The 25,638-nt window shown below is 62.9% G+C and carries 21 protein-coding genes; 9 read left to right on the forward strand and 12 right to left on the reverse strand.

Translation table 11 applies throughout. The annotated features are described in order from the left end of the window. Nucleotides 1-3 precede the first annotated feature (3 nt). The 6 genes from ACU5AZ_RS12105 to ACU5AZ_RS12130 are packed head-to-tail and all read left to right on the forward strand — an operon-like array spanning nt 4 to nt 7,934. Nucleotides 4-882, forward strand: a complete 879-nt coding sequence (locus tag ACU5AZ_RS12105) for an ABC transporter permease (RefSeq protein ID WP_446826000.1) — start codon at nt 4-6, stop codon at nt 880-882. Further along, nucleotides 879-2,507 carry an ABC transporter ATP-binding protein gene (locus ACU5AZ_RS12110; RefSeq protein ID WP_446822615.1) on the forward strand — a complete coding sequence of 543 codons (1,629 nt, stop codon included), beginning with the start codon at nt 879-881 and terminating at the stop codon, nt 2,505-2,507. The genes ACU5AZ_RS12105 and ACU5AZ_RS12110 overlap by 4 nt, the downstream gene beginning before the upstream one ends. A gap of 54 nt (nt 2,508-2,561) precedes the next feature. After that, nucleotides 2,562-4,064, forward strand: a complete 1,503-nt coding sequence (locus ACU5AZ_RS12115; RefSeq protein ID WP_446822616.1) for a M81 family metallopeptidase — start codon at nt 2,562-2,564, stop codon at nt 4,062-4,064. Nucleotides 4,065-4,090: 26 nt separating this feature from the next. Continuing rightward, nucleotides 4,091-5,254 carry a M20 aminoacylase family protein gene (locus ACU5AZ_RS12120; RefSeq protein WP_446822617.1) on the forward strand — a complete coding sequence of 388 codons (1,164 nt, stop codon included), beginning with the start codon at nt 4,091-4,093 and terminating at the stop codon, nt 5,252-5,254. 31 nt (nt 5,255-5,285) lie between these two features. Further along, complete coding sequence (locus tag ACU5AZ_RS12125) at nt 5,286-6,416, forward strand: M20/M25/M40 family metallo-hydrolase (protein WP_446822618.1); 1,131 nt, start codon at nt 5,286-5,288, stop codon at nt 6,414-6,416. 39 nt (nt 6,417-6,455) lie between these two features. Continuing rightward, nucleotides 6,456-7,934: an amidase gene (locus ACU5AZ_RS12130; protein ID WP_446822619.1), complete on the forward strand. Its 1,479-nt coding sequence runs from the start codon at nt 6,456-6,458 to the stop codon at nt 7,932-7,934. 33 nt (nt 7,935-7,967) lie between these two features. Here the strand turns inward: ACU5AZ_RS12130 and ACU5AZ_RS12135 are convergent, their stop codons facing one another. Next, nucleotides 7,968-8,597: a TetR/AcrR family transcriptional regulator gene (locus ACU5AZ_RS12135; protein WP_446822620.1), complete on the reverse strand. Its 630-nt coding sequence runs from the start codon at nt 8,595-8,597 to the stop codon at nt 7,968-7,970. 129 nt (nt 8,598-8,726) lie between these two features. Here ACU5AZ_RS12135 and ACU5AZ_RS12140 point away from each other — a divergent pair, with 129 nt between their 5' ends. Beyond that, complete coding sequence (locus tag ACU5AZ_RS12140) at nt 8,727-10,763, forward strand: oxidoreductase (protein ID WP_446822621.1); 2,037 nt, start codon at nt 8,727-8,729, stop codon at nt 10,761-10,763. 106 nt (nt 10,764-10,869) lie between these two features. On the opposite strand, the gene ACU5AZ_RS12145 is transcribed toward ACU5AZ_RS12140, so the two are convergent. The 11 genes from ACU5AZ_RS12145 to ACU5AZ_RS12195 form a co-directional block, all read right to left on the reverse strand. Then, complete coding sequence (locus ACU5AZ_RS12145) at nt 10,870-11,763, reverse strand: aldo/keto reductase (RefSeq protein ID WP_446822622.1); 894 nt, start codon at nt 11,761-11,763, stop codon at nt 10,870-10,872. 148 nt (nt 11,764-11,911) lie between these two features. Then, nucleotides 11,912-12,718 carry an HpcH/HpaI aldolase family protein gene (locus tag ACU5AZ_RS12150; RefSeq protein WP_446822623.1) on the reverse strand — a complete coding sequence of 269 codons (807 nt, stop codon included), beginning with the start codon at nt 12,716-12,718 and terminating at the stop codon, nt 11,912-11,914. A 259-nt stretch (nt 12,719-12,977) separates the two neighbouring features. Continuing rightward, complete coding sequence (kduD, locus tag ACU5AZ_RS12155) at nt 12,978-13,721, reverse strand: 2-dehydro-3-deoxy-D-gluconate 5-dehydrogenase KduD (RefSeq protein WP_446822624.1); 744 nt, start codon at nt 13,719-13,721, stop codon at nt 12,978-12,980. Beyond that, nucleotides 13,721-14,545, reverse strand: a complete 825-nt coding sequence (kduI, locus tag ACU5AZ_RS12160) for a 5-dehydro-4-deoxy-D-glucuronate isomerase (protein WP_446822625.1) — start codon at nt 14,543-14,545, stop codon at nt 13,721-13,723. The genes kduD and kduI overlap by 1 nt, the downstream gene beginning before the upstream one ends. A 337-nt stretch (nt 14,546-14,882) precedes the next feature. Beyond that, nucleotides 14,883-16,265 carry an FGGY-family carbohydrate kinase gene (locus ACU5AZ_RS12165; RefSeq protein ID WP_446822626.1) on the reverse strand — a complete coding sequence of 461 codons (1,383 nt, stop codon included), beginning with the start codon at nt 16,263-16,265 and terminating at the stop codon, nt 14,883-14,885. Between the two features lie 3 nt (nt 16,266-16,268). Then, nucleotides 16,269-16,598, reverse strand: coding sequence for an L-rhamnose mutarotase (gene rhaM / locus ACU5AZ_RS12170; RefSeq protein WP_446822627.1), 330 nt, complete (start codon nt 16,596-16,598; stop codon nt 16,269-16,271). Then, on the reverse strand, nt 16,595-17,596 hold the full coding sequence (locus ACU5AZ_RS12175; protein ID WP_446822628.1) for an ABC transporter permease: 1,002 nt from the start codon (nt 17,594-17,596) through the stop codon (nt 16,595-16,597). The genes rhaM and ACU5AZ_RS12175 overlap by 4 nt, the downstream gene beginning before the upstream one ends. After that, nucleotides 17,597-18,574: an ABC transporter permease gene (locus ACU5AZ_RS12180; protein ID WP_446822629.1), complete on the reverse strand. Its 978-nt coding sequence runs from the start codon at nt 18,572-18,574 to the stop codon at nt 17,597-17,599. After that, a complete protein-coding gene (locus ACU5AZ_RS12185) occupies nt 18,571-20,091 on the reverse strand; it encodes a sugar ABC transporter ATP-binding protein (protein ID WP_446822630.1) in 1,521 nt (506 codons plus the stop codon). Before ACU5AZ_RS12185 ends, ACU5AZ_RS12180 begins: the two co-directional genes overlap by 4 nt. A gap of 107 nt (nt 20,092-20,198) precedes the next feature. Further along, nucleotides 20,199-21,188, reverse strand: a complete 990-nt coding sequence (gene rhaS / locus ACU5AZ_RS12190) for a rhamnose ABC transporter substrate-binding protein (RefSeq protein ID WP_446822631.1) — start codon at nt 21,186-21,188, stop codon at nt 20,199-20,201. 36 nt (nt 21,189-21,224) lie between these two features. Continuing rightward, complete coding sequence (locus ACU5AZ_RS12195; protein ID WP_446822632.1) at nt 21,225-22,028, reverse strand: DeoR/GlpR family DNA-binding transcription regulator; 804 nt, start codon at nt 22,026-22,028, stop codon at nt 21,225-21,227. Nucleotides 22,029-22,220: 192 nt separating this feature from the next. On the opposite strand from ACU5AZ_RS12195, the gene ACU5AZ_RS12200 reads away from it, so the two are divergent. Continuing rightward, entirely contained in the window at nt 22,221-24,323 is a 2,103-nt protein-coding gene (locus tag ACU5AZ_RS12200) for a bifunctional rhamnulose-1-phosphate aldolase/short-chain dehydrogenase (protein WP_446822633.1), read from the forward strand. Between the two features lie 31 nt (nt 24,324-24,354). Beyond that, a complete protein-coding gene (gene rhaI / locus ACU5AZ_RS12205; protein WP_446822634.1) occupies nt 24,355-25,635 on the forward strand; it encodes an L-rhamnose catabolism isomerase in 1,281 nt (426 codons plus the stop codon). Nucleotides 25,636-25,638: the final 3 nt, after the last annotated feature.

The raw sequence follows: 25,638 nt of genomic DNA on the forward strand, positions 1-25,638 counted from the left end.
ACCGTGCCGGAAAATATCAGCCCCGGCCGCACCGGTGGCTTTGCCGCCGGTCTCATCCGGGTCGCACGCCGCTATCCCTTCGCTTTCGCTGGCGGCGTCATCATCACGATCATGGTGCTTGCGGCGGTCTTCTCGCCGTGGCTCGGCACGGTCGATCCGATCGCCATGACGCCGTCGCAGCGGCTGAAACCGCCGTCGGCCGAGCACTGGCTCGGAACCGACATGTTCGGCCGCGACGTGTGGAGCCGCGTCGTCTACGGCACGAGGGTCTCGCTGACGGTTGGCATCTGCGCCTCGCTGATCTGCGTCGTCATCGGCCTGGTGACGGGTCTGTTCGCCGGCTATTTCCGCGCCGTCGACGCGATCGTCATGCGCTTCATGGACGGCCTGATGTCGATCCCGGGCATTCTTCTCGCCATCGCGCTGGTGGCGGTGTCCGGTACGGCCAATCTCTATACCGTCATCATCGCGATTTCGGTGCCGGAGATCCCGCGCATCGTCCGGCTTGTGCGCTCCGTGGTGCTGACGGTGCGAGAGGAACCCTATGTGGAAGCCGCCGTCTCGCTCGGTACGCCGCTCCTGAAGATCCTCTATCGGCACATCTTCCCCAACACGGTGCCGCCGCTGATCGTGCAGGCGACCTATGTGTGCGCCAACGCCATGCTGACCGAAGCGATCCTGTCCTTCCTCGGCGCCGGCACGCCGCCTGAATTTCCAAGCTGGGGCAACATGATGGCGGAAGGCCGCGTCTTCTTTCCGCTTGCCCCCTGGATCGTATTGTTTCCGGGGCTTGCCCTCGCGCTCACCATCCTCGCCGTCAATGTGCTCGGCGATGGCCTGCGTGACAGGCTCGACCCCCGCATTGCAAGGAAAATGGCATGAGCGGCGAAGGACCAGTCCTGTCGATCGAAAACCTGACCGTCCGGTTGCCGAAGGGCGCGGACCGCGAAAACGCCGTCAGCAATGTATCGCTGACGGTCAATCGCGGCGAGATCGTCTGCGTCGTCGGCGAAAGCGGATCGGGAAAATCGGTCAGTTCGCATGCGATCATGGGTCTCTTGCCGAAGGAGCTGCAGGTCGCCTCCGGTCGCATTCTCGTCAACGGCAAGAACGTCGTCGAAAAGAGCCTCAGGGAACTGCGCGCCATGCGCGGCACCGAGATGGCGATGATCTTCCAGGAGCCGATGACGGCGCTCAATCCGGTCATCAAGGTCGGCGAGCAGATCGACGAAGTCTTGCGCATCCATACCAGCCTGTCGGCGAAGGAACGCTACGAGCGGGTGATCGACATCATGAAGGCGGTCAACCTGCCCGATCCGGTGGCGATGGCGGGCGCCTATCCGCACCAGCTTTCCGGCGGCCAGCGGCAGCGCATCATGATCGCCAGCGCGCTGGTGCTCGATCCGGGCCTGCTGATCGCCGACGAACCGACGACGGCGCTCGACGTCACCACCCAGGCGCAGATCCTGAGCCTCGTCAACGACATCCAGGAGCGGCGCGGCACCGGCGTCCTGTTCATCACCCACGACTTCGGCGTGGTGGCCGAGATCGCCGATCGCGTCGTCGTCATGCGGCGCGGCGAGGTGGTGGAGACGGGCGCGGTCGACGACGTGCTGTCGCGGCCGCAGCATGACTACACGAAGATGCTGATGGCCGCCGTGCCGGGCATGACGCCGCCGAGCCGTCCGTCGAAATCGGCCAACAAGGTCGCCTTCGAAACGGTGAAGCTGGAGAAGACCTATGGCGGCAAGAGCTTCCTGAAGAAGGAGCGGGTCGTCCATGCGCTGAAGGGCGTCGACCTCAGGGTGCGCAAGGGCGAAACCCTCGGCATCGTCGGCGAAAGCGGCTCGGGGAAGTCGACGCTGGCGCGCTGCGTCGTCCGGCTCGTCGATCCGACGTCCGGTGCCATCCTGGTCGGTTCGCAGGATATCGCCAATCTCAGCCAGCGGCTTTTGAAGCCGATGCGCAGCAAGGTGCAGATCGTTTTCCAGGATCCCTATCGCTCGCTCAATCCGCGCGTCAGCGTCGGCCAGTCGATCATCGAGGGGCCGGTCAATTTCGGCGTGCCGGAGAAGCAGGCGCTTGAAAAGGCGCGGGAGCTGATGGGCCTCGTGGGGCTTTCGCCGGACGCGCTCGACCGGTTGCCGCACCAGTTTTCCGGCGGCCAGCGCCAGCGCATCTGCATCGCCCGTGCGCTTGCGATGGAACCGGAGATCCTGATCGCCGACGAATCCGTCTCCGCGCTCGACGTCTCGGTGCAAAAGCAGGTGCTGGAGCTGCTCGATACAGTGCGCGAGGAATTCAATCTCGCCGTTCTCTTCATCACGCACGACCTCCGGGTCGCGGCGCAGGTGTGCGACCGGATCGCGGTCATGCATCGCGGCGAGGTGGTGGAACTCGGCGAGACTGCCGCGATCTTTGCCAATCCGCAGCACGAATACACAAGGTCGCTGTTCGACGCCGCCCCCGGCAAGGGACGCGCCTTCGGCACTGCGATCCCCGCCTGATCCATTTGACATCCTTACCGGCCGGAGAAGCCGGGTGACGGAGGAAGACTTTTCATGTGCGCCAAACGCATCGCCATCGGCGGCTTCATGCACGAGACCAACACGTTTGCGCCGAGCAAGGCGACCTATGCGGATTTCGAGAAGGGATGGGGTCCCTTGCCGATGGTCCGCGGCGGCGAGATCCCGGTGAAGGTCAAAGGCGTCAATATCGGCATCGCCGGAGCGGCCGACTATGCCGCCAGGGCTGGCTGGGAGGTCCTGCCGACGCTCTGGTGCGGTGCGACGCCGTCCGCCCATGTGGAAGCCGAGGCTTACGAAAAGATCGTCACCGAACTGATCGACAGGATCGTGGCCCTCGGACCGCTCGACGGCATCTATCTCGACCTGCATGGTGCCATGGTGGCGGAAAATGCCGATGATGGCGAGGGCGAGCTCCTGCGGCGCCTGCGGCAGGCCGTCGGCCCGGATGTCCCGATTGCCGTCAGCCTCGACCTGCACGGCAACATCACCCCGCTGATGGTTGAAAATTCGGACGTCATGGTCGGCTATCGCACCTACCCGCATGTCGACATGGCCGAGACCGGCCAGCGGACGGCGGCGGCACTCGACCGCATCCTGAGAAGCGGAAAGCGGCCGGAAAAGGCGCTGGTGACCATGCCGTTCCTGATCCCGATTTCCTGGCAGGCGACGGAGGCCGAACCCTGCCGGACCATCTACGAGCGCGTTGCTGCAATGGAAAAGGACGGCGTGACATCGCTCTCGTTCTTCCCCGGCTTTCCGGCAGCCGATTTTGAAGGCTGCGGTCCGGTCGTCATCGCCTATGGCGACACGGCGGACGAGGTGGAACGTGCTGCAACGGAGATTGCGGCTTTTGTCGAAGGCTTTGAAGATGCATTCGATGGCAAGGTCTATGGGCCGGAAGAGGGCGTGCTCTATGCGATGGAGCGGGCAAGGACCGCAAGCCGTCCGATCGTCATCGCCGATACGCAGGACAACCCCGGCGCCGGCGGCAACAGCGACACCGCCGGCATGCTGAAGGCGCTGGTCGCCTGCGGGGCTGAAAACGCTGCCATCGGCGTCATCTACGACGTCGATGCCGCCAAGGCTGCGCATGCGGCGGGCGAGGGTGCGACGTTGCTGCTTGCCGTCGGCGGTAAGTCCGGCATTCCCGGCGACAGTACGTTCGAAGGGACGTTTACCGTTGAAAAGCTCTCCGACGGACGCTTTCGGACTACCGGTCCCTACTATGGCGACAGCGACATGGAGCTCGGCCTCTCGGCCTGCCTGAAAATCGGCGGTGTGCGCGTCGTCGTCGGTTCGCACAAGGTCCAGCTCGCCGATCAGGCGATGTACCGCTTCGTCGGCATCGAGCCGACAAAAGCGGCGATCCTCGTCAACAAGAGCTCGGTGCATTTCCGCGCCGATTTCACCCCCATCGCCGAAGAGATCATCATCTGCGCCGCGCCCGGCCCGATGCCGGTTTCGCCCGTCTCGCTGCCGTGGACGCGGCTCAGAAAGGGCATGAAGCTCGCGCCGAACGGTCCCGTCTTCGGCTGAATGCCAAGCAAACAAGGAGAAATGCCATGTCCGTGCTCGAAAAGATCGACAGCTTCAAGGGAGAACTGGTCGATATCAGGCGCGATATTCACGCCCATCCGGAAATCGGCTTCGAGGAGGTGCGCACCAGCGCCATCGTCATCGAGAGGCTGAAAAGCTATGGTGTCGAGGTTCATACGGGTTTCGGCAAGACCGGGGTGATCGGCGTCATCCGCGGCACGAAGGGCGAGGGCAAGATGATCGGCGTGCGCGCCGACATGGATGCGCTGCCGATGGATGAGACGACCAACCTTCCATACTCCTCGAAGGTCCCCGGCAAGTTCCATGGCTGCGGCCATGACGGGCATACGACCATGCTTCTCGGCGCGGCGCGCTATCTGGCGGCCAATCGGGATTTCGCCGGTACCGCCGTGATGATCTTCCAGCCGGCGGAGGAAGGGCTCGGCGGCGCGCGGCAGATGATTGCCGACGGCCTGTTCGAGAAATTCCCCTGTGACGAAATCTACGGCATGCACAATTCCCCAAACGGCAAGCCCTTCGAGGTCGAGATCAAGCCCGGTGCCGCCATGGCGGGCGCCGATTTCTTCGACATCCACATCACCGGCGTCGGCTCGCATGCCGCCATGCCGGAGCATTCGAAGGATCCGATCGTCGCCGCGACCGCGCTGGTCCAGGCCCTGCAGTCGATCGTGTCGCGTAACGTCAAGCCGCTGAAGAGCGCGGTGCTGTCCGTCACCCAGATCCATGCGGGCACGGCCTATAACGTGGTCCCGGAAAAGGCGACGATTACCGGCACGGTCCGGTTCCTCGACCGCGAGGTAGGCAAGCTCGTCAAGGAGCGGATGGAAGCCGTCTGCCGCGGGATTGCCTCGACCTACGACCTGGATGTCCGTCTCGATCACCGCAACGCCTTCGACGTGCTGATGAACACGGAAGAGCTGGTTGCCGGCTATGCCGAGGCCGCCGCCGACATCGTCGGTGCGGAGAATGTCTTCACCGATGTCGAGCCGGTGATGGGCAGCGAGGACTTCGCCGACATGCTGGCGGCTGCGCCGGGCGTCTACTGCCGCATCGGCCATGCCGGCACGGTGCCCGTCCACAATCCCGGTTTCACCTTCGACGACAACCTGTTGCCGGTGGGAGCCGCCATCATGGCCCGTATCGTCGAACGCCGCCTCGGCGCTGCGTAAATCTATTCTTACCTTTGAGGGCCATATGGACATGAACCCCAATGACATCCCCTTCGATACAGACGAAATGCTCACGGCGCTGAAGCCCTGGGTCGAATGCGAGAGCCCGACCTTCGATCCGGCCGCCGTCGACCGCATGATGGACCTCGCCGCCTACGATCTTTCGGCTGCCGGCGCCACGGTCGAGCGCATACCGGGGCGCATGGGCTATGGCGGCTCGGTGCGCGCGCGTTTTCCGCACAAGGACTATGGCAAGCCCGGCATCCTGATCTCGGGCCATCTCGACACAGTCCATCCGGTCGGCACGCTCAAGGTCAACCCGTTCCGGATCGAGGACGGCTGTTGCTACGGCCCCGGCATCCAGGACATGAAGGCCGGCTGCTACCTTGCCGTCGAAGCGATGCGACGTCTGGCGCTAGCCGGCGTCGAAACACCGCTACCGGTCACCATCCTGTTCACCCCGGATGAGGAGGTTGGTACGCCTTCGACCCGCGAGCTGATCGAGATGGTGGCCCGCAAGAGCAAGTATGTGCTCGTCCCCGAACCGGCGGACCCGAAGTGCAATGCGGTGACCGGCCGCTATGCCATCGCGCGCTTCAAGGTGAAGACGAGCGGCCGCGCCAGCCATGCCGGCTGGGCCCTGAAGGACGGCCGATCGGCGATCAACGGCATGGCCCGCAAGATCCTGGAGATCGAGGCGATGACGGGCGAGGACTGCACCTTCTCGGTCGGCGTCATCCATGCCGGACAATGGGTCAACTGCGTCGCGGACAGCTGCGAGATCGAGGTTCTCTCGATGGCCAAGCGGCAAGCCGATCTCGACCGTGGTGTCGAGCGGATGCTGGCGCTGGCGGGCGAGGAAAACGACATCACGACGGAAGTCTGGCGCACGGTGACGCGGCCGGTCTGGGAGCCGGACGACGGCACGATGGCGCTCTACGAGATCGCCAAGGGGGTCGCCGGCGATATCGGCTTCCATCTCGACCACGGCAGTGCTGGCGGTGGTTCCGACGGCAACTTCACCGGCGCGCTCGGCATCCCGACGCTCGATTCGATCGGCGCGCGTGGCAGGGGCCTCCATACCAAGAACGAGCACATTTTCATCGACAGCCTCGTCGAGCGGGCCCGGCTGATCGCCGGCCTGATGATGCGTCTCGACTGATTGCAAGACACCGACTGACGGAACGAAAGGATTGCGGCGATGACGCTGACGATGAGCTGGGACGAATGGGCTGCAAGCGACGGCGTCGCGTTGTCGGAGCTGATCAGGCGCGGTGAGGTGACGCCGGGCGAGCTCGCAGTCCAGGCGGCCGAGGCGATCGCTGCAGTCAATCCGGCGATCAACGGCGTCATCGAAGTGTTCGAGGATACGGTTGCCGATCCCGGTCTGATCGGAACGGATCTTTCCGGCTTCTTTGCCGGCCTGCCCTTTCTCATGAAGGACCTCGGCCCGACGGTCGGCGGACGGCTGCAGGAGATGGGCTCGCTCTGCATGACCGGCAATCGGCCATCCTCCGACAGTCACCTGACCACCCGCATCAAGGGGGCCGGCCTCAACATCATCGGCCGCACCACGACGCCGGAATTCGGCTGCTGCAGTTCGGCGGAGAACCCGGCCATGTATGTCACCCGCAACCCGTGGAACACCGATTATACCAGTTGCGGATCGTCGGCCGGCGCTGCGGTGACCGTTGCAGCCGGCGCCGTGCCGATTGCGCATGGCAGCGATGGCGGCGGCTCGATCCGCATCCCGGCCGGCGTCAACGGGCTGATCGGGATGAAGACTACCCGCGGCACGTTTTCCATCGCGCCCTACGGCTCGGACTTCACCTCGGTGGTCTCCACGCAAGGGTGCCTGACGCGCAGCGTGCGTGATACGGCCGCCTTCATCGACAATTGCCGGGGTGGCGCGCCGGGGGAGTTCATGCCCTACTGGTCGCCCGAGGTTCCCTTCCTCAAGCTCATCGAGCGCGACCCGAAGCCTTTGAAAATTGCCGTCTCGCACGAATGGGGAGCCTACAAGGCGACGCCGCATATCGTCGGCGAGCTGGAGCGGGCGGCCCGCTTCCTCGAAAGCCTCGGCCATAGTGTCGAGTGGGTCGTGCCGAAGGTCGATTTCGAGAAGGCCTACCGTGCGCAGACCACTTGCTACATCACCAACTTCGCGCAGACGGTGAACAATCTCCTTCGGTCTCGCGGGCTCGATCGGCCGCCTGCCGATCTCATTGAACCGATGAATATCCGCATCTGGGAGCAGGGCAAGGACGCGACTTATACCGAGCGTTCGGACATGCAGTTGGCGTTCAACGATACCGCCCGCGCCTTCGGTGCCTTCTTCGAGGACTGGGATGTGATCCTGACGCCGACGACGGCGCGGGAAACGCCGAAGCTCGGGACGACCGAGTATCTGACGATTACCGACAATCCGTCGGCGCTCGACTGGTTCGGCAATCTCTGGGGCTTTTTCGCCTATACGCCGCTCACAAATCTCTGCGGCACGACGGGCATCTCGATGCCGCTGGCAACGCTCGAGAGCGGCCTGCCGCTTGGCATCCACGCCCAGAGTCGGCAGGGCAATGACGGGCTGCTGCTGCAGCTTGCCGCACAGGTCGAGCGGGCGATCGACGGCAAATGGAACCAGGGCCGCCGGTCAATGGCGCATGTGACAGCGGAACGCTAGCGGGGGAACCCTGCCGGCCAGCGGCGGGATGGGTCAGACCGGACGGTAACCGTGGCGGGCGGCGAAGCGCTGCAATTCCGCTTGCGTTGCCGTGGTTCCGGTCAAAACCTCGATATAGTCGGGAATTCGCTGCATGCGCGTCTCGATGTCTTCTTCGGTCTGCATGGTGATGTAGCCGATCTGGACGAGGTAGGTGGTTCGAGCCCGCACGTCGGCATTCACCTCGGAAAGCCCGAAGCGGACAAACATCTGGCGCAGCGCACCGAGCCGCTCCTGGTCGGCTTTTCTCACGTCCGCCGATATGTCGTCGGACTGCAGCGCCCAGCTTCGGATCGCGAATTCCATCTTTGAATCGAACAGGCGGCTGTCGAGCCAGCAGTCGCAGATATTGAGCATAGCCTCGGCCGGCGTCAGAGCCGGTGCGAGTGTCTGCTGCACGAGGCCGCCGGTGTTCTTTTCGCGCCATCTTCCGACGAGAGATTGAAGCAACTCCTCCCGGTCCTTGAAGAACCAGTAGAAGCTGGTGCGCGACAGGCCGAGCTTCTTTGCGAGCGGCAGGATCTTCACCGAATCGACGCCCGCCTCCAGCAAGGCTTCCGAGGCCGCGTCGAGCCAGCCCTCCCGCGATCCGCGCCAACCGCTCTCGTTCGTCGTCTCTTCCATGGGCGATTTCTAACAGCGCTGCCGGACACGCTCAACCAAAATGTACAGCTGTGTCCATTTTTAAAATTGACACCTGTGTACATTTCGCCTTAGCTTCGCTTCAGAAACAGCCCGCGCGGAGCTCGCACCATGTCGAACGATCCCCTTCTCCAGCCTTATCAGCTCAAGCATCTGACGCTCAGAAACCGCATCATCGTCACCTCGCACGAACCGGCCTATCCGGAAGACGGCATGCCGAAGGCGCGCTATCGGGCCTATACGGTGGAGCGTGCCAAGGGCGGCGTGGCGCTGACGATGACCGCCGGATCGGCGGCGGTGTCGAAGGACAGCCCGCCCGTGTTCAACAACCTGCTCGCCTACAAGGACGAGATCGTGCCGTGGGTGCGGGAGATGACCGATGCAGTGCACGAGCAGGGGGCGGCGATCATGATCCAGCTCACCCATCTCGGCCGCCGCACGCGCTGGGACAAGGGCGACTGGCTGCCGGTGCTGGCACCTTCGCATCACCGCGAGCCGGCGCACCGGGCCTATCCGAAGAAGCTCGAGGACTGGGATATCGAGCGGGTGATCAAGGATTTCGCCGACGCCGCCGAACGGATGAAGGCCGGCGGCATGGACGGGGTGGAACTGGAAGCTTACGGACACCTGATCGACCAGTTCGTCTCGCCGCTGACCAACGAACTCGACGGCCCCTATGGCGGCTCGCTGGACAATCGCCTGCGCTTCTGTCTCGACGTCTTCAGGGCGATACGGAAACGGGTCGGCGACGACTTCATTCTCGGCGTTCGCTACACCGCCGACGAGCGGCTGCCTGGTGGCACGAGCAAATCGGACGGCATGGAGATTTCCAGGCGCCTGAAAGACAGCGGCCTGATCGATTATCTCAACGTCATCCGCGGCCATATCGACACCGATCCCGGCCTGACCGACGTCATCCCGATCCAGGGCATGGCAAACTCGCCGCATCTCGATTTTGCCGGCGAAATCCGCGCCGCGACCAACTTCCCGACCTTCCATGCGGCAAAGATCCCCGATGTCGCCACTGCCCGGCACGCGATCGCCGCCGGCAAGGTCGACATGGTCGGCATGACCCGCGCCCACCTGACGGACCCGCATCTGGTCCGCAAGATCATCGAGAAGCGCGAGGAAGACATCCGTCCTTGCGTCGGCGCCAACTACTGTCTCGATCGTATCTATCAGGGGGGTGAGGCCTATTGCATCCACAATCCCGCGACCGGCCGCGAACTGACGATGCCGCACATCATTCCCAAGGCCGAAAAGCGCCGGAAGGTGGTGATTGTCGGCGCCGGGCCCGCCGGCCTGGAGGCCGCCCGCGTTTCCGCCGAGCGTGGCCATGAGGTCGTGGTGTTCGAAGCCGCGGACAAGGCGGGCGGACAGATCCGCCTGACGGCGCAAAGCGAGCGTCGACGCGAGATGATCAGCATCATCGAATGGCGCATGGGCCAGTGCGAAAAGCTTGGCGTCACCTTCCACTTCAACACATGGGCCGAAGCCGATGCCATCCAGGCCGAGAAGCCGTATGTCGTGATCATCGCCACCGGCGGCCTGCCGCATACCGAAGTCCTGTCGCGCGGCAATGAACTGGTCGTCTCTGCGTGGGATATCATTTCCGGCGACGTGAAGCCCGGAAGCAACGTGCTGATTTTCGACGATGCTGGCGACCATGCCGGGCTGCAGGCGGCCGAATTCATTGCCAAGGCCGGAGGCAAGGTCGAGATCATGACGCCGGACCGGTCGTTTGCGCCGGAGGTGATGGCTATGAACCTGACGCCCTACATGCGCTCGCTGCAGAAGCTGGATGCTACGTTCACCGTCACTTACCGTCTGGAGGCGGTGGAGAAGAGCGGCAACGAGCTGCTGGCCCATATCGGCAGCGATTACGGCGGCGTCACCAAGACACGGGCCTTCGACCAGATCGTGATCAACAACGGCACCATTCCACTCGACGATCTCTACTTCGAACTGAAGCCGCTTTCATCCAACCAGGGCGAGATTGCCCAGGATGCGCTGATTGCCGGAGCCCCGCAGGCGGTGGTCCGCAACCCGGACGGCGCGTTCCAGCTGTTTCGCATTGGCGACGCGGTTGCCGCGCGCAACACGCATGCGGCCATCTACGACGCGTTGAGGCTCGCCAAGGATATCTGATCTGCCGTCGACGCTGGGGCTTCGGTCGGGCTTTCAGGCCTCAGCGCTGTCGATGTGGTGAAGCCGCCGAGCGATTTGCGGGGCGGCCAATTGCCGGCAATCACGATCAGGGAACGTCTTTTCCGGTGGCGATCGTGTAGAGTTCGAACCATGTCTGCCGGTCGATCTCGACCTTTGCGGCGTCGGCGATGCGGGCGATCCGGTCGAGCCGGTTGGTACCAAGCACCGGCATGATGCGGGCGGGGTGCGCGAGCAGCCAGGCAATCGCCACCGCGGTTTCGTCGACACCCTGTTCCGCACCGATCCGCTTCAGGGCATCGAGCAGGTCCGGCCGTGAGCCATCAAACAGCGAACCGCCGCCGAGCGGAGACCATGCCATCGGCGCAATCATGCGTTCCTGCAGGAAGGCCAGGTCGCCGTTGGTGAAGGCGGGGGTGTGCGTTAGGCTCAGTTCGATCTGGTTGGTGACCAGCGTTTCTTCCATCGACGACTGTAGAAGCGCGAAATCCCAGGGGCGGAAATTCGAAACGCCGACGCTCCTGACCTTGCCGGATTTGACCAGCGCGTCCAGCGCCGGGCCGGTTTCATCCGCATCCATGAACGGATCCGGGCGATGGATCAGCAAGAGGTCGATGCGATCGGTCGAAAGGTCCCTCAGCGAGGCCTCGACCGAGGCGTTGATGTGGGCGGCGGACGTGTCGTAGTGTTTGACGCGGGCGGCGGCATGGCGACCGGCAGGCGCGACGATGCCGCATTTCGTGACGATCTCGATCTTGTCGCGCAATGCCGGCGCAGCCTTCAGTGCGGTGCCGAAAAGGCCTTCCACCGTGTAACCGCCGTAGATGTCGGCGTGGTCCATGGTGGTGATACCCTGTTCCAGGCACTTTTCCACCTTTGCCTCGATGTGCGCCGGTGATGTGTCCGTGTCTTCCGCGAGCCGCCACATGCCGTAGACGAGGCGGCTGAGTGTGAGGCCGGGGGCGATGTCGATGCGTTCCATCAGTGGCGAACTCCGTTTTCGAGTGGCGTCGCCGGCGTTGCCGCCGGCTCGCGTCCATATTGCATTCGGCGCGAACAGATCTTTCGCGGCGGCAGAATCTTGGGGGTCGAAAATGTCCGGCCCCGTCTGGTTTGCACGAATCTTTCGATCAGTAGGAAGCGCCGGGCTTGGCAGCGGACGTGGCGTCTGAGCCAAGGGATTGATCACGCTCGGCTGCGGCCTGCCGGGCGCCGCTGATCAGCAGCGAGACGTCGTTCGGGCCGACGACGAAACGATAGCCGATCGCCTTGAGATCAGACCAGCTGCGGCCGGCGCCGGCAATGGTCGCCAGCATCTTGCCGTTCTCCAGGCAACCCTTTTCGGCGCGCTTGATCAGCGCCTGCGGCTCTGCCTCGGTCAGGCGTTCCAGATGGTTGATCGAGCCGGCAAGATCGTTGGGGCCGATGAAAATCGCGTCGATGCCGTCGATGGAGGCGATCGCAGCGATATTCTCGACCGCCTGCACATGTTCGCACTGGACCATGACCAGCACGTCGTCATGGGCTTCCTTCAGTGCATAGTCGGGCCGGGAGCTGTAATTGGACGCGCGCAGGATCGGCGCAGCATAGCCGCGATTGCCGCGCGGCGGATAGCGGCAGGCGTCCGCAATGATCTGTGCTTCTTCCGGCGTATTGACGCGCGGCACGATGATCGAGCGGATGCCGCGGTCGAGGATCTTGTTCAGCATCCAGGGCTGGCTGTTCGGCACGCGCAGCACGGCATGGCCGCCGGCCGCCTCGATGGCGCGGGACATGCCGACCCATGTTTCCAGGTCGCCAATGCCATGTTCGCCGTCGATGACGATGACCGGCCAGCCGTTGTAGACCATGACCTCGGCATTGTCGGCGGATCCCATTTCCGCCCAGGCTGCCGTTACGAACTCACCGGCGAGAAGCCGCTGCTTTAACGCGTTCATCAAGAATGTCCTTTGTGCCGACGGCAGCTTTCAGTGCTGCCGCGATTGAGATTGCCGTGGGATTTTTCACCGCGGCGAGCCGGCGTCAGTGGCGGTCCGTCGGGGCAAACAAGTCGGGCTTCGGGATCATACCGATACCCATTTTCCGATTGAATTGCATCATCGAATTGTTCTCGAAGCCCCAGAATGCAGAAGGGGCGCCGGTGCCGGAAACCGGTCACGACGCCCCATCATTTTCCACTTCGGTTCCGGTGGGTGCTTAGCGGGCTAACCAACCGCCGTCGACGTTGAGAACCGAGCCGGTCACGTATTTCGCGGCCCGCGAGCAGAGGTATACGGCGGTGCCCGCGATATCCTCAGCCTCGCCCCAGCGGCCGGCCGGAATGCGGTCGAGGATCGCCTTCGAGCGTTCCGGGTCGTTGCGCAGCGCTTCCGTGTTGTTGGTGACGATATAGCCCGGAGCAATGGCGTTGACGGTGATCCCGAACTTTGCCCATTCGTTGGCAAGAGCCTTGGTGACGCCGGCGACGCCGTGCTTGGAGGCCGTGTAGGACGGAACGCGGATACCGCCCTGGAAGCTCAGCAGCGAGGCGATGTTGACGATCGCGCCGGGCTTTTCCCTGGCGATAAGCTCGCGGCCGAACGCCTGGCAGGTGAAGAACAGCGCCTTCAGATTGGTGTCGATGACGTCGTCCCAGTCCTGTTCGGAAAAGTTGACAGCGTCCTCGCGGCGGATGATGCCGGCATTGTTGACGAGCAGGTCGAAGCCGGCATCCTTGAAGATGTCCTTTGCGGCCATCGGATCGGCAAAGTCGATCAGCAGGCTTTCCGCCTTGCCTCCGGCCTTTTCAATATTGGCGACGGTCTCATCGCAGGCGCGGCGGCCGGCGCAGACGACAGTGGCACCGCTGGCGGCCATCGTTTCGGCGATCGCCTGGCCGATGCCGGTGTTGGCACCGGTGACCAGGGCCTTGCGGCCCTCAAGCGAGAAAAGGTTCAGCATCAGCGCAGATCCATCGGCTGGATGAAGTCCATGTCGGTGTAGTCGACATTGTCGCCGGCCATCGCCCAGATGAAGGTGTATTTGCCGATGCCGGCGCCGGAATGGATGGACCACGGCGGCGAAATCGCGCCTTCCTCATTGCCGATGAAGAGGTGGCGGGTTTCCTGCGGCTCGCCCATCAGGTGCAGCACGCGGGATTTCTCGTCCATGCCCCAGTAGAGATAGGCTTCCATGCGGCGGTCGTGGATGTGCGACGGGATGGTGTTCCAGACGGAGCCGTCCTCGAGAGAGGTGTAGCCGAGGATCAGCTGGCAGCTTTCCATGACCTTGGGATGGATGAACTGCTTGATGGTGCGCTTGTTGGAATTCTCGACGTCGCCCATCTTCACTTCCAGGCAATCGGCCAGCGTGACCAGCCTGGACGGGAAGGTGCGATGCGCCGGGGCGGAGGTGATGTAGAAGCGACCGGCACCTTCAAAGGTGACCGGGCCGGAGCCCATGCCGAGATAGAGAACGTCGCCGCGCGCCATCTCGTAGGTCTTGCCGTCGGAGACGACGGTGCCGGCATCGCCGATGTTAACGATGCCCATTTCGCGGCGGTCGAGGAAGACGGGTGTCTTCGTTTCGTCCACATGGTCGAGCGTCAGTGACTTGCCGGCCGGAACGGCGCCGCCCATGACGAAGCGGTCGTAATGGGTGTAGATCAGGCGGATTTCGCCGTCGGCGAACATGCCCTCGGCCAGGAAGTTCTTCCGCAGCGCTTGCGTATCCATGGATTTGGCGTGTTCGGGGTGAATGGCGTGACGGGTCTCGACCTTCAGCATGGGTGCAATCCTCCTGGTTCCTGTTCTCGGTCCAGGGCTGTTCAGGGGCCGTCGGCCGCAAGAAACCTGCTGCCCTGGCTGCCGGAAGAACACGATGCGGCGTCATTGCATCCGCCCGCGAAACCCCGGCATCGGCGTTTCAAGTGTCAGAGGCTAGATAGTTCAGTTTACGCGGAATGTCTGCACCCGAACGTCAAGAAATCGCATCTAAATCGATGAAAATATTTCAATAAGCGCTTCGAGTGATCCGCATTTCGTTCGGACATATGGAGATAATGACAGTGAATATGTCGATTTTCGTCGTCACATTGCCAGTTGGAGATTATGCAAAAATATTTCAGTCCGTCGTCGGGTGAGGGTTTGCGCCGATAGCCGCGTTCCACGCATCCGCATAGGCTTTCATGCGAGATTGCGGCAGATGTTCGCTGTCGTTCTCCTGCACCTTCTCCGGCGCATGGCGAGCCGTGAGCAATGCGGCGCCGACGCTTGTTCCGGTGCCGGAGACGGCGTGGACCGGGCGTCCGGTGGCAGACGCCAGCATGGCGCAATAGGCGGCGTTGGCGGCAAACGGTCCCTCGACGAGGACGGGTCCGGCGGCGCCCGTGATATCCAGGCCGGTTGCGGTCATCATGGCGAGATAGAAGGACATGGCGGCGTGGCGTTCGCCGGGCGCAATCAGGTTTTCGTCGCGGCTCCAGGAGAAGGCGCGGCCCTGGAAGGGGCCGGACTGCGTCTCGACCGCCGGAAACAGCATGATCGCGTCTGCCAGCACCCTTTCGATCTCGGCGTCGGTGCCGGGCTGGTAACCGGCTCCAATCAGGCGCTCGAACTCGCGGCCGCCCATGAAGCGGGCGGAGGGCACCGGGTCGCCGAGGGCGTTCACGTTGATCAGCGTATCGCGCGCTGGATCGAGGCGGCCGCTGTCGCCGCCAATCGCCATGGAGATGACCCAGGTGCCGGTTGATACGACAGAGAATGGTGCCTGCCGCCGGGCGAGATGGGCGTAGAGCGACGCGTTGGAATCGTGGATGCCGCAATAGACCGGGGTTTCAGGCTTCAGGCCGGCATAAGCAGCGATCTCCGGCAGAACCGTACCGAGCCGGTCGGTTGCGCGCGCCGGCGGAGCCATCAAGGCGGTCCAGCCCTCTCGCTCGACGAGTGAGGAAAAGCGCCGGGCATTCGGATCCCACAGGTCGGTATGGCAGCCGAGAGACGTCACTTCGTTGACGGCGACGCCGCAGAGCCGGTAGGTCCAGTATTGCGGATAGGTGAGTATCCTCGCCGTCCTGGCTTTCATCTCCGGCCAGGTGCGGAATTGCCAGAAGAGTTGCGCCCCCAGATTAAGGCCCATCGGCAGGCGCGGCGAACCGGTTTCGGAAAAGGTCGGCCGGACGGCGTCATACTCTGCGGTGAGGCTGTCCGGACCGTCATGCTCGTAGTCGAGTACTGGTGCGGCGAGATCGCCGCTCGCATCGAGCAACACCGCCGATGCGCCGTGCGTCGTCACGGTGATCGCGTCGATGCCGTGATCGGCCTGCAGCGTTTTCAGGGCGTCGACAATGAAGGTCCACAGGCCGTCGATATCGTAGTGCGGATAGGGCGGGCCGGCGAGAACCGTGTTCGGACGGCGGGCGACCGATATCTCGGCGAGACTGTCCATGTCCACCAGCGCCACCTTGGCGTTGGTCTTGCCGATATCGATGACGGCGGTGTGGCCCATGGCTCAGTCCATATGAAAGACGGGTGTGAGGTCAATGGCGACCGGCTCGTTCTTTTCGTTTGTCGCCATGATGTCGGCCATGTGGGCCCACCATTTCTGCATGACGGCCGTGTTCGGCAGGTCGGCCATGGTGTGGTCCTTGCGCCGCCAGAGGACGCCGAACAGCACGTTCGTTTCCTCGTCGAGAAAAATCGAATAGTCGCAGACGCCGGCCTCGTGCAGCAGGTCGACCAGTTCCGGCCAGATCTCGTCGTGCCGGCGCTTGTATTCCGCCATCATGCCGGGGTTCAGGAACATCTTGAAGGCGTGCTTTTCCATGCTGTCGCGGGTCATGCGCGCCGCTCCCTGATCTTGCGATAGACGATCGGCAGGGCGATGACGAAGATCAACAGCGCGCCGATGAAAATCGACATGACGATGCCCGGCACATTGAGAAGGCCGAGGCCGAAGGTGACGAGGCCCATGATGAAGGCGGCGATCACCACGCCCTGGATGGTGCCGGCGCCGCCGAGAATGGAGACGCCGCCGAGCACGACCATGGTGACGGCTTCAAGTTCCCAGCCGACGGCGATCGAGGGGCGGGTGGAGGCCAGTCGCGATGTCAGCAGCACGGCCGCGATGCCTGACATGACGCCGGTCAGGCAGAACAGCAGGAATTTCACCCGCTGCACGCGGATACCGGAAAACTGGGCTGCAACCGGATTGTTGCCGATGGCAAAGACGTGGCGACCGAAATTGGTCCGGTGCAGCAGCACGTAATAGAGCACCGCAAAGGCGAGAAAGAGTACGAATTCGAAGGAAATCACCCACCAGACGTAACCCTGGCCGAAAAAGGCGAAGCTTTCCGGATAGCCTTTGAAGGCCTGGTCGCCGAGCACGATGTAGGAAATGCCGCGAAAGAAGCTCATCGTGCCGATGGTGACGACGATCGACGGCAGGCCGAGCCCGGTGACCAGGAAGCCGTTGAACATGCCGCAGAGGATGCCGGTGACGATGCCGATGGCAACGAGGCCGGGCGTGTCGACGCCGTATTGCAGGGCAAGGCCCATCATGGTGGAGGCAAGCGCGATGATCGAGGCAACCGAGAGATCGATCTCGCCGGCAATGATCAGCAGCGCCATGGCGAGCGCGATCAGCGCCTTTTCCGTGAAGTTGAAGGTCGCATCCGAAAGTGACCAGGGCGACAGGAAGTAGGGCGATGCGAAGGAATTGACGATGAAAAGGATCACGGCGACGGCAAGGAGCAGCGTCGGCCAGGAAAAGAAGGCCGCGCGCCACGGCTTCTCCAGCCGGTCGGGGATCAGTCTGGTTTCGTGCGCTACATCGGTCACTTATGCAGTCTCCGCAGTCTTGAGGATCAGCCGCGCGCCGCGCTTTTCGCCGCGACTGTTCAGCACCACCGCCAGGATGATCGCGGCGCCGGAAATCGCCATCTGCCAGAAGGGCGAGATGTTGATGACGGGCAGTGCCACGTTGATGACGCCGAGGAACAGTGAGCCGAGCACGGCGCCTGCCACCTTGCCCACCCCGCCGGAAATCGAGATGCCGCCGATGACGCAGGCCGCGACAATGGTCAATTCATAGCCCTTGGCGACCTCCACCGAGCCGATCACATAGCGCGACACCCAGAGATAGCCGCAGAAGCCGGAGAGAAGGCCGGACAGGCAGAAGGCCCAGAAGGTCGTCTTGCCGACATTGATGCCGGCATAGACCGCCGCGGTCGGATTGACGCCGATGGCGTAGAAGGCGCGGCCGAGCGAGGTGCGGGTCATCAGAACGTAGAAGGCGGCGATGATCGCTGCCGCATACCAGATGAGCAGCGGCAGGCCGAGCAGTTCGATGCGGGTGAGCGCGACGAAATCCGGCGTGAAGGCATCGGCATTCACCCATTGCCCGCCGGCGATCAGGAAGATGACGCCGCGATAGATGGTGAGCGTGCCGAGAGTGACGACGATCGCTGGAATGCCGAGACGCCAGACGAAAAGACCGTTGAAGGCGCCGAGCAGAAGGCCCGAGAGTGCCGCAATCGCCATCAGGACCGGAACCGGCACGCCGGGATAATACTGGTTGATCAGGGCGACGATCATGCCGGAGAGCGCCAGATTGGACGCCATGGACAGGTCGATGGAGCGGGTCAGGATGACGATCATCTGGCCGAGCGCGAGGATCGCCAGGATCGACGTGTCCTCGAGAATGTCCTCCAGCCGCGGCAGCGAGGCGAAGCCGGGGGCGCGCAGATCGGTCGCGAAGATCATTGCGGCGATGACGAGCAGCAGCCAGATCTCGCGTGAGCGGAACAGGGACTTCATGCGGCTTCTCCAATGCCTGCGGCCGCGCGCACCAGCATTTCCGGCTTCAGCTCCTTGTCGTTGACGAACTCCGCGGCGATGCGGCCCTCGCGCATGATGATGATGCGGTCGCTCATGCCCATGACCTCCGGCAGTTCGGAGGAGACCATGATGACGGCGAGGCCCTGGGAAGCCAGTTCGCTCATGAATTCATGCACGGCGGCCTTGGAGCCGATGTCGATCCCCTTGGTCGGCTCGTCGAGGATGATGACGCGCGGCTTCGTCGCCAGCCACTTGGCGATGACGACCTTCTGCTGGTTGCCGCCGGACAGATTGCCGACATTCTGATCGAGGGATGCTGCGCGAAGGTCCAGCCGCTCGGCATATTCGCGCGCCAGCTTGAACTCTTCGGCCAGCCGCAGGAAGCCATTCTTCGATGTCGAGGCGAGCGAGGGCAGGGTGATGTTCTGGTAGATCGGCATGCCGGTGACGGCGCCCTGCTTGCCGCGATCCTCCGGCACGTAGACGATGCCCCTCGCGACGGCTTCGGCCGGCGAGCGGATGACGGCGATCTGGCCATCGATGTTGACCGCGCCCTTGGAGGGCTTGGTGATGCCGAATAGGGACTGCATGAACTCGCTGCGGCCGGCGCCGACGAGGCCGTAGAAGCCGAGGATTTCGCCCTGGCGCAGCGAAAAGCCGATATCGGCGAATTCCGTGGGATGACAGTAGCCGGCCACCTTCAGGATTTCCGGGCCGGGCTCGACCTGCTTCTTCGGAAACACCTGGTCGACAGCGCGGCCGACCATCATCTTCACGATCTCGTCCTGCGAGGTGTCCTTCAAGAGCCCGTGGCCGACCATTTCGCCGTCGCGGAAGACGGTGTAGCGGTCGGCAATCCGGTAGATCTCGTCGAACTTGTGAGAGATGAACAGGATCGCCTTGCCCTGGGACTTCAAAATCTCGACCAGCGCGAAGAGATCCTGGATTTCCTTGTGCGAAAGGGCAGCCGTCGGTTCGTCCATGATGACGATCTCCGCATTGATGGAGAGCGCCCGCGCGACGGCGACGAGGTGCTTGTTGGCGATGCTGAGGTCTTTCAGCCGCGTTTCGGCGTGAATATGACCGGCGCCGATGTCGGCAAGCAACGTGCGCGCGCGGCTGTTCATGGCCTGCCAGTCGATCATCCGGAAACGCGTCTTCGGCGCATGGCCGAGGAAGATGTTTTCGGCCACCGACAATTCGTCGAAGAGGACGGTTTCCTGGTGTATGGCGGTAATGCCCGCCTGGAAAGCGGCATGCGGGGAGGCGAGCGCGACCGGCCGGCCATCAACCCTGATCTCGCCTTCGTCCGGCTGGTAGATGCCGGTCATGGTCTTGACCAGCGTCGACTTGCCGGCGCCGTTTTCGCCGATCAGCGCGGTCACTTCGCCGGGATAAAGGTCGAGGGCGACACGGTGCAGCGCGCGCACGCCGGGAAAGCTCTTCGATATGCCCGAGAGCGTGATCTTTGGTGGCTTCTGGGTTTGCATGGTCATCGCGCTAGAGATCGGAGCGTCGTTGGCTGCGCCGAATGTTCGGCGGCCTGCAATCGAGGGAAAAAGACCGGCGGAGCAATGCCCCGCCGGCCGGTGTCGTCCGGTTGTCAGTAGATCTTGGAGAACTTGTCGATGTTCGACTTGTCGAACTGGTACGGCGCTGCCATGGCGGCGGAGTTCGTGTCATCCAGCGTGATCTCGCCGACCTTGCCGATCGAGAAGGTCTCGCCGGGCTTGGCTTCCTTGCCCTTGATCAGCTGGTCGGACAGGTAGACGGCCGAATAGCCGAGGTCGATCGGGTTCCAGAGCGCGACGGCCTGGGAGGCGCCGTTGTCGATGAACTTCTTGAACTCGGACGGCAGAGCGAGGCCCGTGACGTTGATCTTGCCGATCAGGTTCTGGTCGGTGACGACCTGGGCAGCGGCAACGACGCCGACGGTCGTCGGTGCGATGATCGCCTTCAGGTTGGGATAGGTGGCGATCAGGCCCTTGGCTTCGTTGGTCGACTTGACGGAGTCGTCGTCACCATAGACCACGGCGTCGAGCTTGATGTTCGGGAACTTCTCCGGAAGCACCTTCTTGGCAGCGTCGATCCAGGCGTTCTGGTTGGTCGCCGTCGAGGAGGCGGAGAGAATGGCCACTTCGCCGCCATCCGGCATGTAGTCGGCGGCAAGCTTGATGATCGTTTCGCCGATCAGGTTGGTGTCGGACGGGTTCAGGTGCAGCATGCGGCCGTCCTGGGCGACACCGGAATCCCACGAGATGACCTTGATGCCGCGTTCCATGGCCTTCTTGAGCGCGGGGACGACGGCGTCCGGGTCGTTCGCGGAAATCGCGATCGCATCGACCTTCTGGGCGATCAGCGAGTTGATGATTTCGATCTGACCTTCGGCGGTGGCCGATGTCGGGCCGGTATAGATCACCTCCACATCGCCCAGTTCCTTGGCGGCTTCTTCCGCGCCCTTGGCCGCGGCGTCGAAGAAGCCGTTGCCGAGCGACTTGACGACCAGCGCGATGCGCTCGGCTGCCATGGCCTGGGTTGTCATCATGGCCGCGGCGATCGCGGTCGTCATTGCCAGTTTCTTCAGCAGACTCATCTTGGTCCTCCCTTGCTGATAAATGCCTTCCCGGGCTCATGCCACGGACGAAGGTCGCTCCCTTGCAGTCTTATCCGCGACGATCAGCGACACGCCCGCATCCTCCAGCATGCGGCGGTCCTCGTCTCGAATTCCGTTGTCTGTGATGATTGTGGTGATGCGCTCCAGCCGACACAGGATCAGGCTTGAACGCTTCCTGAACTTGGACGAGTCCACCAGCACCACCAGTTCGTCGGCCTGGTCGATCAGCTTCTGCTCCGCCTGGATGAGAAGCGGGTCTGCCTCCATCAGTCCAAGATGGCTCAGGCCCTGAGCGCCCATGAACATCCGCTTTGCGTAGAAGTTGCGCGTCACGTCGTTGTCGAACGGGCTCAAAATGATGTTCTGCTCGCGGTAGATGACGCCACCCGACAGCATGATCGTGTTCTTCGAGTGCTTCAGAAGATGTTCGGCGATCGGAAAGGAGTTCGTGAAGATCTGCATGCGGCGGTTCGCCAGCGGATGCACCATCTGGAACGTCGTCGTGCCGCCGTTGATGATGATCGGGTCACCGTCATTGCAGAGTTCGACCGCCTTCAGGGCGATTGCGCGCTTCTGCGCGATGTTGATCGTTTCGTTGACGGAAAAGGGTCGGCCGGCCAGGCCCGGAAACTGCGGCGGGTTGATCGCCTCGGCGCCGCCGCGCACCCGGCGCAGCTTCTTTTGAACGTGAAGCGTCGCGATATCCCGCCGGATCGTCGCTTCGGACGACTCCGTCAGGTCGACCATTTCGGCCACGGTCACGACAGGCTTTTCCTGGACCGCGGACAGAATGATGCGATGGCGTTCCTTCTCGTGCATGTGGCTCCTCCTGGGGATGATGCTTTCACCAAACCGTCACTCTGTCAATCAAGATCAATCAAAATAAGTCATATTGCGCTGCAATATGATTGTTTTTGACCATTAATGATTGACTGAGGTCAGTATTTGGGGCATCCGTAGACGAAAATCACATGGTCTGCACTTGGTCTGCATGTGCGCAGGGAGGAAACGATGGCGGAGAAGCAAGCCGGTTCGCGGCTGGAAAATCTGTGGGATGGCGGCCGCGCAGCGGGTATGAGCGAGCCGGAACTGCTGCTCTACCGGTCCAATCTGCTGGGCTCTGACAAGCGCGTGACCAATTACGGTGGGGGCAATACCTCGGCCAAGGTCATGCAGAAGGATCCGCTGACCGGCGACATGGTCGAGGTGCTCTGGGTCAAGGGGTCCGGCGGTGATGTCGGCACCATCAAGATGGACGGTTTCTCCACCCTCTACATGGACAAGCTGCGGGCGCTGAAGAACCTTTATCGCGGCGTCGAATTCGAAGACGAGATGGTCGGCTACCTGCCGCATTGCACCTTCAATCTCAATCCGCGCGCGGCCTCGATCGATACGCCGCTGCATGCCTATGTTCCCAAGAAGCATGTCGACCATATGCATCCGGACGCGATCATCGCGATCGCCGCCTCCGCCAACAGCCGCGAATTGACGAAGAGGATTTTCGGCGACGACATCGGCTGGCTACCCTGGAAGCGGCCGGGCTACGAGCTTGGCCTGTGGCTCGAGAAATTCTGCCTCGACAATCCCGATGCCAAGGGTGTCGTGCTGGAGAGCCACGGCCTGTTTACCTGGGCCGATACGGCGGAAGAGTGCTATGCCTTGACGATCGACATCATCAACCAGGCAATCGCCTGGTTCGAGACCGAAACGGCCGGAAAAGCCGCCTTCGGCGGCGTCAAGCACAAGACGCTTGCCGCCAAGGAGCGGCAAGAGGTTGCTGCAAGCCTGATGCCGGCCATTCGCGGCATGGTCTCCGGCGAAGTCCACATGGTAGGACATTTCGACGATTCCGATGCCGTTCTGCAGTTCGTCTGCTCCAAGGACATGGAAGCGCTTGCGGCCCTCGGCACCAGCTGCCCGGACCATTTCCTGCGCACCAAGATCCGCCCGCTGGTGGTCGAATTCGAACCTGCAAACCCGGATATCGAAGCGACGCTCGCCAGCCTTGCTCCGAGCGTCGAACAGTACCGCAAGGACTATGCGGCCTATTACGAGCGCTGCAAGCACGATAACAGCCCGGCCATGCGCGATCCGAACGCGATCGTCTATCTGGTGCCCGGCGTTGGCATGATCACCTTCGCCAAGGACAAGGCGACGGCGCGCATTTCCGGCGAGTTCTACACCAATGCCATCAATGTCATGCGCGGCGCTTCCGCTGTGTCTGAATATTGCGGCCTGCCGGAGCAGGAGGCCTTCGACATCGAGTACTGGCTGCTCGAAGAGGCAAAGCTGCAGCGCATGCCTAAACCGAAGAGCCTTGCCGGACGGGTGGCGATCGTCACGGGCGGCGCCGGCGGCATCGGCTCGGCGACGGCGGCGCGGCTTCTCTCGGAAGGCGCCTGTGTTGTGCTCGCCGACATCGATGCGGCGGCGCTCGAAAAGACGGCCGCACAGCTTTCCTCCGCCTATTCGAAGGATGTCGTGCGCACCGTCGACATGAACGTGACGGATGAGGTTGCGGTCGCCAGCGCCTATGCAGACATGGCGGTGCAGTTCGGCGGCGTCGACATCGTCGTTTCCAATGCCGGGATTGCGTCGTCCGCTCCTGTCGAGGAGACTTCGCTGGAGCTTTGGAACCGCAATATGTCGATCCTGTCGACGGGCTATTTCCTGGTGGCGCGCGAAGCCTTCAAGATGCTGCGCAAGCAGGGGATCGGCGGGTCGATGATCTTCATCGCCTCGAAGAACGGCCTTGCCGCCTCGCCCAATGCCTCGGCATATTGCACGGCCAAGGCGTCGGAAATCCATCTCGCCCGCTGCCTGGCGCTCGAGGGCGCGGAGGTCGGCATTCGCGTCAATGTCGTCAATCCCGACGCGGTGCTGCGCGGCTCGAAGATCTGGTCCGGCGAATGGCTCGACCAGCGCGCCTCGACCTACAAGACGGACAAGGAAGGCCTGGAGGAAATGTACCGCCAGCGCTCGATGCTGAAGCGGTCGGTCCTGCCCGAGGATATCGCCGAGGCCGTCTATTTCTTCGGATCGGAAGCGTCTTCCAAGTCGACCGGCAACATCATCAACGTCGATGCGGGCAACGTGCAGGCGTTCACGCGCTAGCGCCGGCTGGGACGGATGGGAGGAGGACAACATGATTGAAAAAGACGTTATCGCACGCGTCAACGACGCCGCATCGGCCGCTCTGAGGGCCGACTACAACGCCCTTGGCGAGCAGCTTGCCCGCCGTGGCATCGACATCGATGTCGTGAAGGCGAAGGTCGCTGCCTACGGCGTGGCCGTTCCGTCCTGGGGTGTGGGCACCGGCGGCACCCGGTTTGCCCGCTTTCCAGGCGCCGGCGAGCCGCGCAACATTTTCGACAAGATGGATGACTGCGCGGTCATCCATCAGCTGACCGGCGCGACGCCGTCGGTCTCCCTGCATATCCCGTGGGACAAGGCCGATCCGGCCGACCTGAAGGCGAAGGCGGAGGAAACCGGCCTCGGCTTCGATGCGATGAACTCGAACACGTTCCAGGATCAGGCCGATCAGGCGCATTCCTACAAATACGGTTCGTTGAGCAATGCCGACGGCGCGACGCGCCAGCAGGCCGTCGAGCACAACATCGAATGCATCGAGATCGGCAAGGCGATCGGTTCCAAGGCGCTGACGGTCTGGATCGGAGACGGTTCCAACTTCCCGGGCCAGACGAATTTCACGCGGCAGTTCGAACGCTACCTGGACGCCATGCGCTCGGTCTACAAGGCGTTGCCGGATGACTGGCGCATCTTCACCGAGCACAAGATGTACGAGCCCGCCTTCTATTCGACGGTCGTACAGGATTGGGGCACCAATTTCCTGATTGCGCAGGAACTGGGCGACAAGGCCTATTGTCTCGTCGATCTCGGCCATCACGCGCCGAACGTCAATATCGAGATGATCGTCGCCCGGCTCATCCAGTTCGGCAAGCTCGGCGGCTTCCACTTCAACGATTCGAAGTATGGCGACGATGACCTCGATACGGCGTCGATCGATCCGTACCGCCTGTTCCTCGTCTTCAACGAACTCGTTGATGCTGAACTGCGCCAGCCCAAGGGCTTCAACCCTGCCCACATGCTCGACCAGTCGCACAATGTCACCGACCCGATCGAGAGCCTGATGGTGTCGGCAATGGAGGTGCAGCGCGCCTATGCCGCAGCCCTGCTGGTCGATCGCAAGGCGCTGCAGAACTTCCAGGAAGGCAATGACGCGCTGATGGCGACATCGACCCTCAAGCGGGCATTCCGCACCGATGTCGAGCCGATCCTTGCCATGGCTCGGCTGGAGAAGGGCGCGGCCATCGATCCGGTTGCGGCTTTCCGTGCCGCCGGCTACCGCGCGAAGGTGGCTGGCCTGCGGCCTGCGGTTTCTGGCGGTGGCGGCGGCATCGTCTGAGGT

The organism is Rhizobium sp. PAMB 3182 (assembly GCF_052908355.1).

Bases quoted from the DNA above. Each gene is read 5' to 3' on its own strand.
- rhaM (WP_446822627.1), bottom strand. From the start codon at position 16,598: ATGACCCGCGACAGCATGGAAAAGCACGCCTTCAAGATGTTCCTGAAC.
- ACU5AZ_RS12110 (WP_446822615.1), top strand. From the start codon at position 879: ATGAGCGGCGAAGGACCAGTCCTGTCGATCGAAAACCTGACCGTCCGG.
- ACU5AZ_RS12145 (WP_446822622.1), bottom strand. From the start codon at position 11,763: ATGGAACGCATCGACATCGCCCCCGGCCTCACACTCAGCCGCCTCGTC.
- rhaS (WP_446822631.1), bottom strand. From the start codon at position 21,188: ATGAGTCTGCTGAAGAAACTGGCAATGACGACCGCGATCGCCGCGGCC.
- ACU5AZ_RS12185 (WP_446822630.1), bottom strand. From the start codon at position 20,091: ATGACCATGCAAACCCAGAAGCCACCAAAGATCACGCTCTCGGGCATA.
- ACU5AZ_RS12135 (WP_446822620.1), bottom strand. From the start codon at position 8,597: ATGGAAGAGACGACGAACGAGAGCGGTTGGCGCGGATCGCGGGAGGGC.
- ACU5AZ_RS12115 (WP_446822616.1), top strand. From the start codon at position 2,562: ATGTGCGCCAAACGCATCGCCATCGGCGGCTTCATGCACGAGACCAAC.
- kduI (WP_446822625.1), bottom strand. From the start codon at position 14,545: ATGCTGAAGGTCGAGACCCGTCACGCCATTCACCCCGAACACGCCAAA.
- ACU5AZ_RS12130 (WP_446822619.1), top strand. From the start codon at position 6,456: ATGACGCTGACGATGAGCTGGGACGAATGGGCTGCAAGCGACGGCGTC.
- kduD (WP_446822624.1), bottom strand. From the start codon at position 13,721: ATGCTGAACCTTTTCTCGCTTGAGGGCCGCAAGGCCCTGGTCACCGGT.
- rhaI (WP_446822634.1), top strand. From the start codon at position 24,355: ATGATTGAAAAAGACGTTATCGCACGCGTCAACGACGCCGCATCGGCC.
- ACU5AZ_RS12180 (WP_446822629.1), bottom strand. From the start codon at position 18,574: ATGAAGTCCCTGTTCCGCTCACGCGAGATCTGGCTGCTGCTCGTCATC.
- ACU5AZ_RS12150 (WP_446822623.1), bottom strand. From the start codon at position 12,718: ATGAACGCGTTAAAGCAGCGGCTTCTCGCCGGTGAGTTCGTAACGGCA.
- ACU5AZ_RS12165 (WP_446822626.1), bottom strand. From the start codon at position 16,265: ATGGGCCACACCGCCGTCATCGATATCGGCAAGACCAACGCCAAGGTG.
- ACU5AZ_RS12195 (WP_446822632.1), bottom strand. From the start codon at position 22,028: ATGCACGAGAAGGAACGCCATCGCATCATTCTGTCCGCGGTCCAGGAA.
- ACU5AZ_RS12140 (WP_446822621.1), top strand. From the start codon at position 8,727: ATGTCGAACGATCCCCTTCTCCAGCCTTATCAGCTCAAGCATCTGACG.
- ACU5AZ_RS12120 (WP_446822617.1), top strand. From the start codon at position 4,091: ATGTCCGTGCTCGAAAAGATCGACAGCTTCAAGGGAGAACTGGTCGAT.
- ACU5AZ_RS12200 (WP_446822633.1), top strand. From the start codon at position 22,221: ATGGCGGAGAAGCAAGCCGGTTCGCGGCTGGAAAATCTGTGGGATGGC.
- ACU5AZ_RS12125 (WP_446822618.1), top strand. From the start codon at position 5,286: ATGAACCCCAATGACATCCCCTTCGATACAGACGAAATGCTCACGGCG.